We start from the raw sequence: 15,462 nt of genomic DNA, 5'->3' as shown, positions 1-15,462 counted from the left end.
TCACGGCGGGACCCGGCTCATGTCCGCTCCCCCCCCGCTGCCACCAAACCTTCTTCCTTACTCTATTTTTGAACTTTTGATTTCTTTTAAGTAAACACACTTGCCGAGTAGTAGAAAAGAAACAGGCAGGAGGCTTGAGCGAAAGTTTATAAATGGGTTTAGACACAAAAAAATAGGTTGTCTAAAAATGTTACAAAACCAAAAAATCAACACAACACTCTTTCTTTTCTCTTTCTTTAGCTTTGGCTTTTGGTTTTGAGTCGGCACAGGTTCTGAGTTTTTTTGGTTTTTAATTTTTCTTTTTCTTGGTCCTTTGTGCCGGTGATGTTAAACATGAGTTATAGTAACAAATATCAAAATTGGGGATGCAGATGGAAGCTGTAAAAAACATAAAGCTTGCGGTGCGAAACGGAAGCGAAAAGACCATTGTTAAGGTAGAAAATGTTAGAGTAGGGGAGGGATTTACCATAATTGCAGGTCCTTGTAGCGTTGAGAGCGAGGAGCAGATAATTGAAACAGCGATTGCAGTAAAGGAAGCAGGAGCAGATATGCTTCGCGGTGGCGCATTCAAACCGCGAACATCTCCTTATGCATTCCAGGGACTTGGACTAAAGGGCTTAAAACTTTTGGAGAAAGCAAAGGAGGTAACCGGCCTCCCAATAGTTACCGAGGTACTGGATCCACGCGACGTTTCTTGGGTTTCTGAGTACGCCGATGTACTTCAGATAGGAGCAAGAAACATGCAAAATTTTTCTCTGCTTAAAGAAGTTGGAAAGACAGAGAAGCCTATCCTTCTCAAGAGAGGCATGCACTCAACAATTGAGGAGTGGATTAACTGCGCAGAGTATATCTTAAAAGAAGGCAATCCAGATGTAATATTATGTGAGCGGGGAATCCGCACCTTTGAAACCTATACAAGGAACACCTTGGATTTAAGCTCAGTACCCTGCGTTCGTTTGCTCACTCATTTGCCAGTCATAACAGACCCAAGTCATGGAACCGGCAGGCCAGAACTCATCCCACCAATGTCTCTAGCATCTGTAGCATGCGGAGCAGACGGAATAATTGTTGAGGTTCATAGAAACCCCCAAGAAGCTCTTTCAGACAAAGAGCAGGCTCTTACGCCTTCACAATTTCGAGAAATGGCCGCAAAAATAAGAAAACTCCAAAGCTTTATGAAGGAGTTGAAATAGGAATGTTGGCTCTTAAGCTAAAGGGAAAAAGCGGAACATGCCAAATTCTCATAGGGGAGCGTATCTCAAACCTCTTAGAATATATCGTTGCAGAAGAAAGTGCAATAATTACTGACAGCATAGTAAGAAAACTTCACGGCAAAAACATACCAGGCAAGATTCCAATAATTGAAATCGGCCAAGGCGAATCAGCAAAGACGCTTTCAACTGCAGAGAGGGTTTATGATGCTCTTTTGGAATATGGGCTTGAAAGGTCATCAACAATTGTAGGCGTAGGTGGAGGAGTAGTTTGCGACGTTGCAGGTTTTGTTGCTTCCACTTATCTTAGGGGCGTAACCCTCGGTCTTGTACCAACAACCCTCTTGGCGCAGGCAGATGCAAGCATTGGTGGAAAAAACGGCCTAAACTTTAAAGGATACAAAAACATCATAGGGACAATAAGGCAACCTTCTTTTGTTTTGTGCGATTTTGAAGCACTCAAAACTCTCTCATCACAAGCAATATCCTGCGGCTTTGCCGAAATTATCAAGCATGCAAGCATAGCTGACAAAACCCTCTTTGACTTTTTGGAAAAAAACAGCAAAGACTGTTTATCCCTCAAAAAAAGCTCTATTGAACGGGCACTCCAGGCCTCCATACTCATAAAAAGCAGGATAGTAGAGGCTGACGAGACAGAAGTCAAAGAGAGAATGAAACTCAATTTTGGACATACCATAGGACATGCAATAGAGAAGGTATATGGGCTTCCCCATGGATATTGTGTTTCTATAGGAATGGCCATTGAGTCAAAGTTATCCGTGAAAAAGAATCTCTTGAAACGCTCACAAGCCGAAAGGCTTGCAAACCTTCTATCCACTTTTAACCTTCCTATAACGATTGATATAAACAAGCAGGAGATTCTTGACGCCATTGAAAAAGATAAAAAAAGGCGCGCAAACACTATAAGAATTCCACTTCTTGAGGACATTGGTAGCGCACGAATAATAGAGATTAAAGAAAGCGATCTGGAGGCAGTGCTAGATGATTCATAAAAATAAAATCTGTGTTAGTGTAGGAGAGAAAACCGTTTTTGAGTTGCTGAATGCACTGCGTGGTCTTTCATTCGCAGAAGTTAGATTAGATTTTCTTGAGAAACTCCCAACAGAGAGGGAAATATCCAAAATATTCTCTCCCTCTATAACTCTTATCGCAACTTTTAGAAAAGGAAAAATAAGCGACGCGGAGAGAAAGAAAATTCTCATAAGTGCCATTGAGAACGGGGCAAGATATGTGGATGTGGAAGTGGAAAACAGAGAGCATTTCATTTCAGATATAATCAGATTTGCTAAAAGCAAGGGTTGCCGCACAATAGTCTCTTACCACAACTACTCCAAAACTCCTTCTGAGCGAAAACTCCAAGCAATAATTAGAACGTGTTCCAAGTTTAAGCCAGACATAATAAAAATTTCCTGCAAAGCAAATTCAATGCGAGACTGCGCAAGGCTTCTCGGGCTCCTATCCTACAAAAAGAGAATTTTGGTTGTTGGAATGGGACAAAAGGGACGTATCGTAAGAATCGTCGCTCCTCTATTGGGAAGCCCATTTACCTATGCAAGCCGGAGCGTTGGGAAGGAAATCGCCGAAGGACAAATTGATGTAAAAAAGATGAACTCTATTCTGGAGGCACTAACATGAAAAAACCGCTTTTGTTTGCAGTTGTCGGCTGCCCGATATCCCATAGCCGGAGTCCACAAATGCAAACATCTGCAATGAAAAAATGTGGACTAAATGCAATCTATTTTAGACTTTTGGCAAAAAGCGCTCAGGACGTTCTTAATATTGCAAGGGAAATCGGGCTTCGCGGCATGAATGTAACATCCCCCCTCAAAGAAGACATTGCAGAAAAATTAAACAAGGCAAGCGTGGAGGTAGAGAGACTCGGTGCATGCAACACAGTGGTATTCAAAAACGGTCAATCAATCGGCTTTAACACAGATACTGATGGAGTTCTCAGAGCCTTTCAGTCGGCCGGTATACCCCTAAAGGGAAAGTCCGTAGTAGTACTCGGAGCCGGTGGCTCTGCAAAAGCAGCCATTATGGCGCTAACTCAAGCTGGATCAAACGTTATCTGCGCCAATAGAACAACTGAGAAAGCAAAAGAAATATGTAAAATGTTTGGCTGCAGGGCTATAGGCATAAGCAAAGGAGAACTCAAAGCTGCAGTTGTTGGGTCACACATAATAATTTCATGCGTTTCAACCCATGAGCGCATCGTTCCCAGAAAGCTTCTTAAACCCTCGATGGCAGTTCTTGACGCAAACTACTCCGGCAAAAGTGCCCTACTCTCTGATGCAAGAAAGGTTGGTTGCACCATAATATCCCCTCTTGAGTGGCTCCTATTTCAAGGAGCATCAGCCTTTGAGATATTTACTGGAAGAAAAGCACCAATCAACCTCATGAGAGAATGCGCGTTTTCAAGCTATCCTGAATTAAGGACTCGAAGAAAAATAGCCCTCATTGGTTTTATGGGAAGCGGAAAGAGTACCGTGGGGAAGACCTTGTCAAAAAGGCTTGGCTTCAAATTCACAGAAACAGATGTTCTTATTGAAAAGGAGGTAGGCATGAGCATATCCAACATATTCAATACCTTTGGAGAGCATAGGTTTAGGGACATGGAATCAGCAGCACTTAAAAAAGCTCTAAGCGATGATAAAACAGTAATCTCATGTGGGGGAGGGATAGTACTAAGAAAAGAAAATGTGGCTCTTTTGAAAGATAATTGCTTTGTAATCTGGCTTTATGCAGGGCAAGGAGAGATTTTAAAGAGAACAAGAGGCAACAAGAACCGCCCCCTCCTCATAGGCAAAAATAGAAAAGAAACCATAAAAAGACTTTTGAGCTATCGCCTCCCCCTGTATGCTTCTGCATGCCATATTGCTGTAAACACCAATCACAAGCTCCCTTACCAAATAGCTGAACTGATAGGCGAGGAATTGATTAGGGGTGCAGATAAGTGAAGAAAATAATCCTACCCGGAGATGTTAGAGGAAGCATTTTTGCTCCACCTTCAAAAAGCGTGAGCCAGCGAGCAATAGCTGCCTCTCTCCTAGCTTTGGGGGAAACAAAAATCAAGAACATCAGCTGCTGCGAAGATGCCTCTGCAGCTGAAGGTGTAGCGAGAAATCTTGGAGCGAAAATAACTCGTAGAAAAGATTCACTAATCGTAAAAGGTGCTGGAGAAAACATTGGAAGAGGAAAAAAGAAAATAGAACTTAACTGTAAAGAGTCGGGTTTATGCATAAGGCTTTTTACTCCAATATCCGCCCTTTGCAGCCAAACAGTTGTACTAAACGCAACGGGTTCTCTTCTTTCTCGCTATCTAGGCGAAATAGAAGCTCCCATGCAGGCTGCAGGTGCCTACTGTAAAACCAATCTGGGAAGGCCTCCCATTATTGTTAGAGGGCCTCTGATAGGAGGCAGAATAGAAGTTGATGGTTTAATAAGCTCACAGCTTATATCTGGCTTCTTATTTGCGCTTCCACTATGCAAAAACGACTCCACCTTAGTTGCAAGGAGGCTTGCCAGCAAGCCCTATGTAGCCATAAGCCTTTCAGTTTTATCAAAATTTGGAGTAAAAATAGAGGCTGATGTTGAAAAAGGAATCTTTAACATTCCTGCAAATCAGGAGTACAAGCCAGCTACCTTCTATGTTGAAGGTGATTGGTCAAGTGCCTCCTTTCTCCTAGTGGCAGGTGCAATTGCCGGTAATATAACTGTACGTGGTTTGAGTGAATCTTCTTTACAGCCAGACAAAAAAATAGTTGATGCCCTCACGCTTACAGGCGCCAAAGTAAGGTGCAAAGAGGGATCAGTTTCTGTTTTGTCTTCATCACTTTGCTCTTTTGAGTTTGATGCCACCGATTGTCCAGACCTTTTTCCTCCACTTGTGGCTCTTGCATGCAACTGCAAGGGAAAAAGCACCATATATGGCTCTCGGAGATTGATACACAAGGAGAGCAATAGGGCAAAATCACTTGTTACTGAGTTTAAGAAGCTTGGTGGAAAACTCAGAGTCAATGGAGATAAAATGGAAATTTTTGGCCAGAAACTAAGAGGGGGGGTTGTAGACTCACAAAAAGACCATAGAATAGCAATGGCCTGTGCAGTAGCAGCTCTTTGTGCAAAAGAAAAAACAATAATCTACGGTGCGGAGTGCGTTTCAAAATCCTATCCTAGCTTTTTTGAAGATTTGGAAAGGGTGAGAACATGAGTTTCAAAACCCCATACTCATTTGGAGATACCTTTACTATTCGCGTATTTGGAAGCAGCCACGGCAGCTGTGTAGGAGTAGAAATTAATGGCTGTCCAAAGGGGATAAGCGTCACTAAAAAGGACGTTCAGCTACAGCTTGATAGAAGAAAACCAGCTCAAAGCATCTTCACAACTCAAAGAAGGGAGAGTGACGTAGTAGAAATAAAAAGCGGAATAATCAGAGGAAAAACAACAGGTCAAAGAATATTAATGCAAATAAAAAATCAGGACGTCCGCCCTTCTGATTACTCCCAATTTGAGCAGATGCCACGTCCCGGTCATGCAGATTACCCAGCTCTAATAAAATATGGGAAGTTAGAAAGCGGGAGTGGGATATTTTCTGGAAGGATGACCGCTTCATTTGTTATGGCAGGTTCGGTTGCAAAACAATTACTCAAAAAAGATGGTATACTCACAATGGCTTTTATGCGTTCAATTGGAAAAGTGAGGCTCGCACGAGACCCGTCAGACAAAGAAGTCCTTTTTAATACTTACAAAAGTCAGGTAAGGTGTCCGGATACCTCAACTTCAAAAAGAATGGAGGAAGAAGTAAAAAGAGCAATGCTAGACAACGATTCGGTTGGGGGAGTAGTGGAGTGCAGGATTGTTGGAATGCCACCCGGCCTTGGCGAGCCAATGTTTGGAAGCATTGAAAGCAAGATTTCATCTGCCATCTTTGCAATACCCGCAGTAAAGGGAATAGAATTTGGAAAGGGATTTGAGGCATCAAAGATGAGGGGAAGCAAGCACAATGACCAATATACTATATCCGGCAAGAAAATAGTCACAAAAACAAATAACGCTGGCGGCATACTCGGAGGTTTGTCGACTGGCATGCCGATAACATTCCGTGTGGCATTTAAACCAACGTCCAGCATCTATTCCCCTCAGAAAACGATAGATCTGAAGGAAATGAAAGAAACAACTCTCAGAATAATTGGGAGGCACGATCCATGTATTGCAATAAGAGCCGTTGCTGTTGTCGAAAACGTCGCAGCAATCTGTATTGCAGATATCCTGCTTTCAGAAAAACGCAATAAGCGTCCAATAATATGAAGGTGATGTTATGAATTTGGATGAGATAAGAAAAAACATAGACCAGATAGACTTGGAGATTCTAAGGCTTCTGAACAAAAGAAATGAGTTTGCTTTGCGTGCCAAAAGATTCAAAAAAGAAATTGAAGACCCAAGGCGAGAGCAAGAGGTGCTTGAGATCGTTAGAAAGAGCCCTACATTTCTCCTAAAGAAGGAATTTGTAGATAAGCTTTTTTCAGATATAATCTCAGAATCCAAGAGAATACAATCAGAGGTTACAACTCTTGTCGGATTTCAGGGTGAGCATGGTGCATACAGTGAGATTGCAGCCTTCAAATACACACAAAACGCATCCACGATACCATGTAATGAATTTTCAGATGTTTTTAATGGAGTGAAGTCTGGGACCTTCGATATGGGCGTGGTGCCAGTTGAAAATTCTATTGGCGGCTCAATAGCAGATGTAAACGACCTCCTAATCGAAACAGACCTAAACGTGGTTGGTGAAGTAACTGTACCAATCCATCACTGTCTTCTCTCTATTCCAGAAACCGATTACAGAGACATAAAAGTAGTCTATTCCCACCCTCAGGCGCTTTCACAATGTAAAGGATTTATTTCAAGAAATAAACTGGAAGCTATCCCCTATTACGATACCGCTGGCTCGGCAATGATGCTCTCACAATCAAGACCTAAAGCCGCAGCAGCAATCGCAAGCAAACTATGTGCTGATATTTACGGACTTGAAATTTTAAAAGAAAACATAGAAGATTCGGGTCCCAACATAACTAGGTTTCTTGTTATCTCAAAGCAAAAGGAGAAAGGCGGAAATAAATGTTCTGCTGTTTTTTCAACACCACATAAAGCTGGAGCATTATTTGGGGTCCTTAAAATATTTGCGGAGGCAGGAATAAACCTAACAAGAATAGAATCCAGGCCCATTCCTTCCAAACCAAAACAGTTTGCCTTTCTCTTAGACTTCCTTGGCTCAGACTCAGATCCAACTGTTGTTAGTGCAATAGAAAAGGCAACAAAAGAATGTGAATACTTTCGCTTACTTGGATGCTATAAAAAAGCTGTCGACTGGTGAGACATCTGCTATACGACATTTTCGAGCAAATATACTCACTTGAAAAATCGGGTTCAAAGATAATAAAGCTAAATGTTGGAGAGCCGGATTGGAAACCTCCCAGAGCAGCAATCGAAGCCGCCGCTTTTAGTATGTACTCTGGGGAAGGGAAGTACGGAAGTTCGTCAGGGGAAATCGAGCTACGCGAACTGCTCTCTCAAGCCCATGAATGCAAAACAGAAAATATCACCATAACACCAGGCTCAAAATTTGCTATATATTCACTTCTAAGAATGCACCTCAAAAGAGGAGATAACGCTATTATATCCTCCCCTTATTGGACTGCATACTCATTAATATGCAAACACATAGGAGCAAAAATAAAATTGATAGAAACAGCAGATAATGGTTGGAAACCCGACATCTCAAAATTTGAAGACGCAATAGACAGTCGAACTAGATTAATAATCCTAAACAGCCCATCAAATCCAACAAGCATCGCACTTGAGGAGGACAAAGAGAGTGAGCTATTGTTTCTTGCTCAAAGAAAAGGCATCCTTCTTTTTGCAGACGATGCATATAGAGACTTGTGCTTTGACGGAAGAAAAGAGCGCCCACTGGCGCCTAATCTTATCATAGTAAATTCATTTTCAAAGACATTCGGCATGACCGGTTGGAGAATCGGTTATGCAGTTATGCCTAAAGAGACTGCATCAAAGCTGTCTCAATTAAACAGAATCACCATAACCAACGTACCTCTCTTTCTCCAAAAAGGAGTATTATCAGCGTTGAAGCATAAAAAAAGATTTGTCAGAAAAGTAAGAAATGTTTGTATGAGGCGCTTAACCTTCGCCTCTAAATTCCTATCAAACACACTCCGCTTCCAAAAACCAAACGCTGGCTTTTATATATTTCCTGCACTTCCAAATGGAATGGACGCTTCCCTGTTTGCTGATAAGCTCCTCCAAAACGGCGTTGCTGTTGTTCCAGGCATGTCATTTGGCAACTATAAAAGTCACATAAGAATCTCGCTTTGCTACAATGAACGAATTTTAGCTCAAGCTTTCAAAAAGATAAACTCCCTTCTCACCTAATTCATGATAAAGTTTTTTATAGCTTAACTCGTATTAATCAACCCTTACTTAAACCACTTCACAAGAGGGAGGTATATGGCAAAGATTTCTGAACTAAAAGCTGGAATTGGCAACGTAGACGTGGAAGGCAAAATCATAAAACTTGAAGAACCACGTGAGGTTGTGACCAAATTCGGAAAGAAGCTGCGCGTTGCAAATGCTATCTTGCAAGATGAAAGCGGAGAAATAGCGCTTTCGTTGTGGGGAGACGACATAGATAAGGTAAAAGAAGGCTCAACTATAAGGATAGAGCAGGGTTGGGTTTCTGAATTTAAGGGAACTCCTCAACTCTCCTGCGGACGGTTTGGAAAACTAACTGTAATATGAATACAACATAACAACTAATAGAACTAAGGAAAAATAGAGGGGCTTTCTTTTGTCTGTCCTATCTGACCAAGACATAAAAAAGGAGATTTTGAATGGACGAATAGTTATTTTACCTCCTCCACCTCCAGAGGCCTTTGGTCCAAATTCTGTTGATCTTCGCCTTTCTTGTGATTTTTGGTTTTATAACTATAAAAGCACAAAAAACCTCCCAGTGGACATACAAAAAATGTCATATAAAGAAGTTACGCAAAAAAAGAGATGCAAAGAAGTTATTTTAGAGCCCGGACAACTATGTTTAGGAATGACTCTTGAGCGCGTTTCGCTCCCTCCAGACATAATGGCAAATATAGGAGGAAAAAGCTCTATAGGACGAATGGGGCTCACGGTGCATATAACCGCCCCCTTCCATCACGCAGGAGCATCAAACAGAATAATGCTCGAGATAAAAAACGAGGGGCCTCTAAAACTCAAACTACGAGATGGAATGCAAATATGCCAGCTTGTATTTGAGAGGCTGGAGAGTCCAACAAGCATCCCCTATTCAAAAATTGGCCGAGTTATTAAGGACCAAGAAAAGTCAGAATAAACTCCTAGGTGTTGAGTTGTTATTATTCCTTCTATGCATTATACCTTCCCATACCTTTTTATCCATTGGCGATTTATCGCCGATTGCGCTCCCTTATAAATTATTTTTTGGACGGCTGCCCATATTCCCAATTTTACACAATCCCGCATAGTCTTTCCTTCTTTTAGTCCACATATAAACCCTGCAGAAAATGCATCTCCAGCACCAATCGTATCAACAGGCTTTACTCTTGGAGGCTTGATTGAGAATTCAGAGCGACTGGAAGTAAAAAAGACTTCATCTGCGCCGGATTTTAATATACATGCAAGACCATACTTGTCTGCTATTTCTCTTGCAGTAACTTTTGGGTCGCTCCCTCCTCCTATAAGCAATATCTCATTCTTGTTTGCAAACAGATAATTTGTATTTTTTAGTATCTTTGAGAGTTTATACTCGCCCTCCTTTGCACGGCTTCTTCCAGGATCAAATAACACAACTTTTTTTTGTATTCTTGCAATATCGCTTGTTCGCTTTAAAAGGCGTAAGTCTGTTCCAGTCATATGGACAAAGTTTGTATTTTTCAGGTAGTCCTCATCTATTCCTCTCCTTCTTTCACATACTCCTATACTCTCAATCACTTCAACTTCAGCAGATTTGTCAATGAGCACAATAGCCATTCCAGTAGAACCTGCAAACTTCCTTATTTCTGAAGTGTTAATGCCAAACCTCCGAAAATTTGAGAGAAGAAATTTTCCGTTATAGTCATCTCCTATGTTACCTACTACCCCTGTCTTTAAACCAAGCATTGCGCAATTTACTGCTACATTTGCCGCACTACCTCCTCCCGATGCTTCAATAGGTGCTCTTATTATTGATGTCTTGTCCGGTTTTGGAAGCTCTTCAACGTAGCACCTCACATCATAAAGAATGTGACCAACACATACTACATCTAATCTCATCGAAAGAAATAACAAACAGATAATTATAAAAGCATCGGATTCTTAGCTTCCCAGCTTAATTTCTATATTGCTTCCAACCGAAACCCCGTTTTTTCTAGCAAATCCACCCTCCACTTCAAGCACATATTTTGCGTTTTCCTTGGAAGAATAGGTTTTACAAGGATCCACAAGACACGGTTGGGCATTTTCCACGATCGCAACTACGGCGCCCTCTTCATCAATGAATATAATATCAAGAGGAATAAGCGTATTTTTCATCCAGAATATGCGAGGTGCAGAATCCTCAAAAACAAATAACATGCCGCCTCCCTTTGGCAGTGACTCCCTATACATAAGCCCCCGCATTCTCTTTTCATATGTATCTGCTATTTCAACAAATAGCAAGATTTTCTGTCCAGTGGAATTGGTTATTATTATCTCACCCAGCGAAGCAGAGCTTTCTGTCTTTAAGCATCCAAGTGCAATAATCGCAGACAAAAAAATTATCAAAAAAGTTATGCTTCTCCTGACCGTCCCCTCACCTCTGAATTGAGTCATAGATCAACTTGGCAATCTTTTGCGCAATATCCTTTCTTGCGCTTCCCCTTACAACGATTTTTCCATTACTATACAAAATAACTTCCTGTTTATCTATTCTAATGCATATGAAATATTTGTTTGCAACAGATGTCCTACCCGCCCGCAATTTATCCTTGCACAATTCAAGATTAATCTTCATTGGCTGTGTTGGCTTTATCTCAAAATATGGTCCAGACTGGCAGAATTCTTTGTAAACGACCTCAAATCCAAAGGCTTTCATAAACCACTCACGCAAGCCTTACGTTCCTTACCGGTCTTTTTGAAAAAACATCAAACAAAATAAATTCCGGAGCACACACATGCGGCCTTTTCAGAATAACTGCAAGTGCCAAAGCCGAGGCAAGAGTGCCTGCCATCTGTGCTGCGGGAGAAACAATAGAATCGCATCTTTTTGCCAGCCTTCCCGCCCTTGAGAATACCTCCTCAAAGTCAAATCTGCTTTCAACATCAAATACAGAACACATACCCATGCTTCCCAAAGCAGAGCAGAAAACAGACGGAATTCCACGTTTTCTACACTCTCTGTGCAAAACAACCCTATCTGAAAACGTATCAAGACCATCTATTGCAATATCGCATCCCTCAAGAATCTTTGCAGCGTTTTTCTCACAGAATTTTTCTGCATATCCGTCAAGTGCAGCTTCTGGGTTTATACTTTTTGCATACTTCTCTGCAGACTTGATTTTCTTCTTTCCAAGCTCTCCAAGAAAGCATAGCGATTGGCGATTCATATTAGAAATGTCAAAATAATCTGGGTCAACCACAGAGAACCTCTTCACTCCTGCACGCAAGAGGTTCACAAATGTTGCTTGACCTATCCCCCCAAATCCGATGATTGCGACCCTGGAGCTTCTGATTCTTCTCTGCCCTCTTTCACCCCAAACAGGGATGTTCCTCTCAAAAAAATTCATATACATAAAGAAACGCTCGTCACTATTTCTTCATATAATAGTGGAGATATGCAAAGGAAAGAAAAATCGAAATCAAAAAACTAATCGAAATGGCGCCCCAGATAAACGCCTCACTAGTCCCTTCGGCTATCTTACCTATCCCATAAATTGTAGCAATAGTGTTTGGGACTGAAATCACAATTCCCACTATCGTCAAAAACATCATAATCTTGGTTAATTTTTCAATATTCTTGTTAAGATTCATGGTCTGAAAAACATCACATTTCTGCCGAATTACATTTAACTCCTTTTTTGCAGTTCTACACCTGTCGGCCAAGTGTCTTGTTTGCGCAAGCAAAAGGTCAAATTCATAAGCAAGCACAGCCGTATCTACAAACTTTATGTCTTTGTCCTCTGCGCGAATAAGGAGGTGCAAGAAATCATCTACAAGATCTCTAAACTTCTTTATCTTCTTGCTTATACGCTCTATTTCATCCAGATTAAGCGAATTGTCAGCCGCATCAAGTTCCAAATCAAGCGTTTTGAAATATCTCTGATAGCCTTCAAGCACGTATCTAAAAGTCACATAAGCCAAATATGTACTCTCCCCCCACTTACTCTCCATTTTTAGCTTGCTTAAGCTGACTCCAACTTTATTCTTTATTACCGGATAAACCATTGAAAACTTTTTAGATAGAATAACTACTATGTTAGGGTCACCCTCATAAGAGACCATCTTTATTATCATATATTTGGGATAGGTCTCAAAAAATAGAATGCTAAGCCCTTTAAGCTGGTCCAGATCCTCCTTTACGCCGTGCGCAACCGCGCTACTTTTGAAGCGCTCGAAATCGTCAAATCGATATAACATATTAATTAACATTTTTCTCACTTTAATTTAAATATTTGCCAATACAAAACCCCACCATGCCAGCTGTAGTTTACTCATCTACAAATCAAGCAAGTCTCAACATCGCAACTGCACTCAAGGAGAATTTTTCTTTACCCTCTACACAAATAATTGAGACAAACAATTCTGTTCTTGAAATATCCTGCGACTTACAAACAGACTACCTAATCGTCCCTTCGACACATAAATCCGAGAGGAAAATAAGGACTCTTTCCGTGCACCTCCCTGGAAATTGGGGGAAAGCCCAGATGGGGGGCAAAGATAAAACCCTCAATGTGGCTTATGCATCAAAAATGAAGGATATCCTCGTCTCAATAAAAAGTCAGGTCGAAGATCTAGGTCTTGACTGGCAGGTATGTCTTGAAGTTGACCACCACGGACCAACCTGCTCTCTCCCAGTCATTTTTGTTGAAATAGGAAGCACTTCCAAAGAGTGGGGGGATAAAACGGCTGCTGAGATTTGCGCCAAAGCCATTGTTGACGGAATTAAAAGTCAGAAGGAATATCCAACTATATTTGGGGTCGGTGGGGGCCATTATGCTCCACTTTTCTCAAAAATAGCTTTGGAATCATCAGAGGCAGTGGGCCACATACTCCCTAAATACAAGGTAGATGAGATAGACTACGAGACATTTTTGCAAGGAATAGAAAAATGCGTTGAAAAGACGCAATACGTCCTTATAGATTGGAAAGGCCTTGATTCAAGCCAACGAAAGAAGATAATCACATTCTGCGATAATGCAAATGTACCATGGAAAGCAAAAAAGTGACTAATTATTTTGAAGCAGAATTCCATTAACCACTCCGTTTTGCCCTACCCTATTTGTTATCTTTACTCTTCCCAGTTCAGTATCGATGATAGCTCCCTTAGTAATTATCCTTTGCCTTGCGTGATGCCTATTATCTGGGGTTTCAAGCACTCCGCGAATTTGCACTTTTTTTATGCCTTGGGGAGTAACTACATTCACCTTTTGTGCTTTCTTGAGTTTGACTTTTATGCATCCTCCCCGGCCTCTTACGGTCTCTCTTTCGTCCCCCTCTGAAACTTTCGTCGCCACTGGCGGATTCCCTTTGAAGCGAAGTTTCTTATCATGCGATTTCCTTAGCTTTGCTCCTGAGCCAGAAATCTTAGTTTTTGAGCGTTCGTGATAATAAAACATACACGTTCCTCCTTAAAGCCTTCTTAAACTTTCTTAACGACAGCGATCCCCACTTTATTTTTTCAACTTCCCTTTAAATAACTAACTCCTTTTCGATCGGTACTCTCTTTAAAGTTTCTCGCTTAGAGCCCAAGCTCATTGTATAACGTTTTCTTATCTATCGGTAAATCCAGATTCAATGCAGAGTGAATAAAAAGCAGGATATCCACCGCCCTTGCAGGGGGAAGTTTGCTTGTAATAATAACATCTTTCAGTTTCTTTTCCCTCCCTATCAGCTCATACAACAAAATGCCCTCTCTTCCGTATTTCTTGTATATCATAAGCCCCTCTTCACCATATTTTTTTCTGATTTCCTCTCGTTTCATTCTTTTGAACAACACAGCCTTTTCTTGCCCTAACCACTCAAAAATCTTATCCAAGGTTTCAAGGGATAGTTTAGTCTCAAGTGCGATATCTATAGCATCATTCACACCGTTGATTAACTCGTATACTCGCGAACCTGCAGATCCAAACTTCAATATAATTCCTGCCTTTATTCTAGTCTCTTTAACTAATCCAATCTTCTTTTTTAACGGTATATCTATAGGTATTACACTAGCCGCAGTCTCATCTTTTGGCACGGCTGAACCCTCATCAAAATAATCCTTCTCCTCAACTATAGGGGCAAACAATTCTTTTCTACCTCTCTTTTCTTCCCATCCTTCATAGAAAACACCCTCTGCCACATCCTTTTCAATCTTTTGGTCGACAATTTTTTGGTCGGCCACGAGTGGAGGGGATTGCTTTTCAATTTTGATTATCCCTTCATTCTCTAAAAACTCAAGTATCTCAACAAGCTTTACTTCCGAAATTCCAACTTCATGAAGGATCTGTTCAGCAGTTTTTTCGCCATCTATGAGATGATAAATGTTTACTCCTATCTCTCCGTATTTTTTGTAAATTTTTTTTTCAAGCGGAGAAAGTTGAGCAAGTCGTTCCTCTTCCTTAGTCATCTCCTTCCTAGATGCTGACGGTGTAATAGTTTGAGAAACCGTAATTTCCGGTTTAATATTTACCCTCTCAGCTCCCTCTTCGTCAATACTTTTACTATCTTCTTTGCTTTCGTGCTCCTCCCCATTACTCCCCCCTTTATCCAGCATATCATATGCCTCCATAAATGAGATTATTTCTTCGTATTCCTTTTCAGTGCAACGAGCCTCATCAATTATTCTATCCCTGCTTTTTACTCCGTCAATCGCTGCGAAAACCCTCAATCCTACTTCTCCAAAACGATGCAATATCTTGTTTTGATTTTTAAGGTTTTCAATCGGATGAAACTGCCTTTTTTTAGGTGGGGTTTTGCTATCCATACA

At 41.1% G+C, this 15,462-nt stretch carries 18 protein-coding genes; 11 read left to right on the top strand and 7 right to left on the bottom strand.

The window, feature by feature from the left end:
* Positions 1-371: 371 nt before the first annotated feature.
* The 10 genes from aroF to dcd all read left to right on the top strand — a co-directional run bounded on the left by aroF (position 372) and on the right by dcd (position 9,633).
* Positions 372-1,193 (top strand): 3-deoxy-7-phosphoheptulonate synthase, encoded by an 822-nt coding sequence (aroF, locus tag QXF67_04105; GenBank protein MEM3060687.1) that lies wholly within the window; start codon positions 372-374, stop codon positions 1,191-1,193.
* A gap of 2 nt (positions 1,194-1,195) precedes the next feature.
* Positions 1,196-2,224, top strand: a complete 1,029-nt coding sequence (aroB, locus tag QXF67_04100) for a 3-dehydroquinate synthase (GenBank protein ID MEM3060686.1) — start codon at positions 1,196-1,198, stop codon at positions 2,222-2,224.
* Entirely contained in the window at positions 2,214-2,867 is a 654-nt protein-coding gene (locus QXF67_04095; protein ID MEM3060685.1) for a type I 3-dehydroquinate dehydratase, read from the top strand. The genes aroB and QXF67_04095 overlap by 11 nt, the downstream gene beginning before the upstream one ends.
* Entirely contained in the window at positions 2,864-4,189 is a 1,326-nt protein-coding gene (locus tag QXF67_04090; protein ID MEM3060684.1) for a shikimate kinase, read from the top strand. Before QXF67_04095 ends, QXF67_04090 begins: the two co-directional genes overlap by 4 nt.
* The gene (aroA, locus tag QXF67_04085) at positions 4,186-5,442 is read left to right on the top strand and encodes a 3-phosphoshikimate 1-carboxyvinyltransferase (GenBank protein MEM3060683.1); all 1,257 of its coding nucleotides are present in this window, start codon (positions 4,186-4,188) and stop codon (positions 5,440-5,442) included. The genes QXF67_04090 and aroA overlap by 4 nt, the downstream gene beginning before the upstream one ends.
* Positions 5,439-6,539 carry a chorismate synthase gene (gene aroC, locus QXF67_04080; protein ID MEM3060682.1) on the top strand — a complete coding sequence of 367 codons (1,101 nt, stop codon included), beginning with the start codon at positions 5,439-5,441 and terminating at the stop codon, positions 6,537-6,539. The genes aroA and aroC overlap by 4 nt, the downstream gene beginning before the upstream one ends.
* A 10-nt stretch (positions 6,540-6,549) precedes the next feature.
* Positions 6,550-7,608, top strand: a complete 1,059-nt coding sequence (pheA, locus tag QXF67_04075; protein ID MEM3060681.1) for a prephenate dehydratase — start codon at positions 6,550-6,552, stop codon at positions 7,606-7,608.
* The gene (locus QXF67_04070) at positions 7,605-8,681 is read left to right on the top strand and encodes a pyridoxal phosphate-dependent aminotransferase (GenBank protein ID MEM3060680.1); all 1,077 of its coding nucleotides are present in this window, start codon (positions 7,605-7,607) and stop codon (positions 8,679-8,681) included. Before pheA ends, QXF67_04070 begins: the two co-directional genes overlap by 4 nt.
* A gap of 75 nt (positions 8,682-8,756) precedes the next feature.
* Positions 8,757-9,047, top strand: a complete 291-nt coding sequence (locus tag QXF67_04065; GenBank protein ID MEM3060679.1) for an OB-fold nucleic acid binding domain-containing protein — start codon at positions 8,757-8,759, stop codon at positions 9,045-9,047.
* Between the two features lie 49 nt (positions 9,048-9,096).
* Positions 9,097-9,633 (top strand): dCTP deaminase, encoded by a 537-nt coding sequence (dcd, locus tag QXF67_04060; protein MEM3060678.1) that lies wholly within the window; start codon positions 9,097-9,099, stop codon positions 9,631-9,633.
* Between the two features lie 38 nt (positions 9,634-9,671).
* Here dcd and QXF67_04055 read toward each other — a convergent pair whose 3' ends face one another.
* From QXF67_04055 to QXF67_04035, 5 genes are read right to left on the bottom strand one after another with little or no spacing between them, the layout of a single operon-like run.
* Positions 9,672-10,571: a carbohydrate kinase family protein gene (locus QXF67_04055; GenBank protein ID MEM3060677.1), complete on the bottom strand. Its 900-nt coding sequence runs from the start codon at positions 10,569-10,571 to the stop codon at positions 9,672-9,674.
* Positions 10,572-10,613: 42 nt separating this feature from the next.
* On the bottom strand, positions 10,614-11,108 hold the full coding sequence (locus tag QXF67_04050) for a DUF192 domain-containing protein (GenBank protein MEM3060676.1): 495 nt from the start codon (positions 11,106-11,108) through the stop codon (positions 10,614-10,616).
* Positions 11,089-11,370, bottom strand: coding sequence for a hypothetical protein (locus QXF67_04045; protein ID MEM3060675.1), 282 nt, complete (start codon positions 11,368-11,370; stop codon positions 11,089-11,091). The genes QXF67_04050 and QXF67_04045 overlap by 20 nt, the downstream gene beginning before the upstream one ends.
* A 7-nt stretch (positions 11,371-11,377) precedes the next feature.
* Positions 11,378-12,061 carry a ThiF family adenylyltransferase gene (locus QXF67_04040; protein MEM3060674.1) on the bottom strand — a complete coding sequence of 228 codons (684 nt, stop codon included), beginning with the start codon at positions 12,059-12,061 and terminating at the stop codon, positions 11,378-11,380.
* 22 nt (positions 12,062-12,083) lie between these two features.
* On the bottom strand, positions 12,084-12,911 hold the full coding sequence (locus QXF67_04035; GenBank protein MEM3060673.1) for a CorA family divalent cation transporter: 828 nt from the start codon (positions 12,909-12,911) through the stop codon (positions 12,084-12,086).
* Between the two features lie 56 nt (positions 12,912-12,967).
* On the opposite strand from QXF67_04035, the gene QXF67_04030 reads away from it, so the two are divergent.
* Entirely contained in the window at positions 12,968-13,720 is a 753-nt protein-coding gene (locus QXF67_04030) for a D-aminoacyl-tRNA deacylase (protein ID MEM3060672.1), read from the top strand.
* Here the strand turns inward: QXF67_04030 and QXF67_04025 are convergent, their stop codons facing one another.
* Together QXF67_04025 and QXF67_04020 are read right to left on the bottom strand one after the other, a co-directional pair.
* Positions 13,721-14,110 carry a 30S ribosomal protein S8e gene (locus QXF67_04025; GenBank protein MEM3060671.1) on the bottom strand — a complete coding sequence of 130 codons (390 nt, stop codon included), beginning with the start codon at positions 14,108-14,110 and terminating at the stop codon, positions 13,721-13,723.
* A 122-nt stretch (positions 14,111-14,232) separates the two neighbouring features.
* Entirely contained in the window at positions 14,233-15,459 is a 1,227-nt protein-coding gene (locus tag QXF67_04020; GenBank protein ID MEM3060670.1) for a hypothetical protein, read from the bottom strand.
* Positions 15,460-15,462: the final 3 nt, after the last annotated feature.

The organism is Candidatus Anstonellales archaeon (genome assembly GCA_038869735.1).
In the GTDB taxonomy this organism is placed as follows: domain Archaea; phylum Micrarchaeota; class Micrarchaeia; order Anstonellales; family CG1-02-47-40; genus JAWCQO01.
This window is presented reverse-complemented; position numbering and strand designations above follow the sequence as displayed.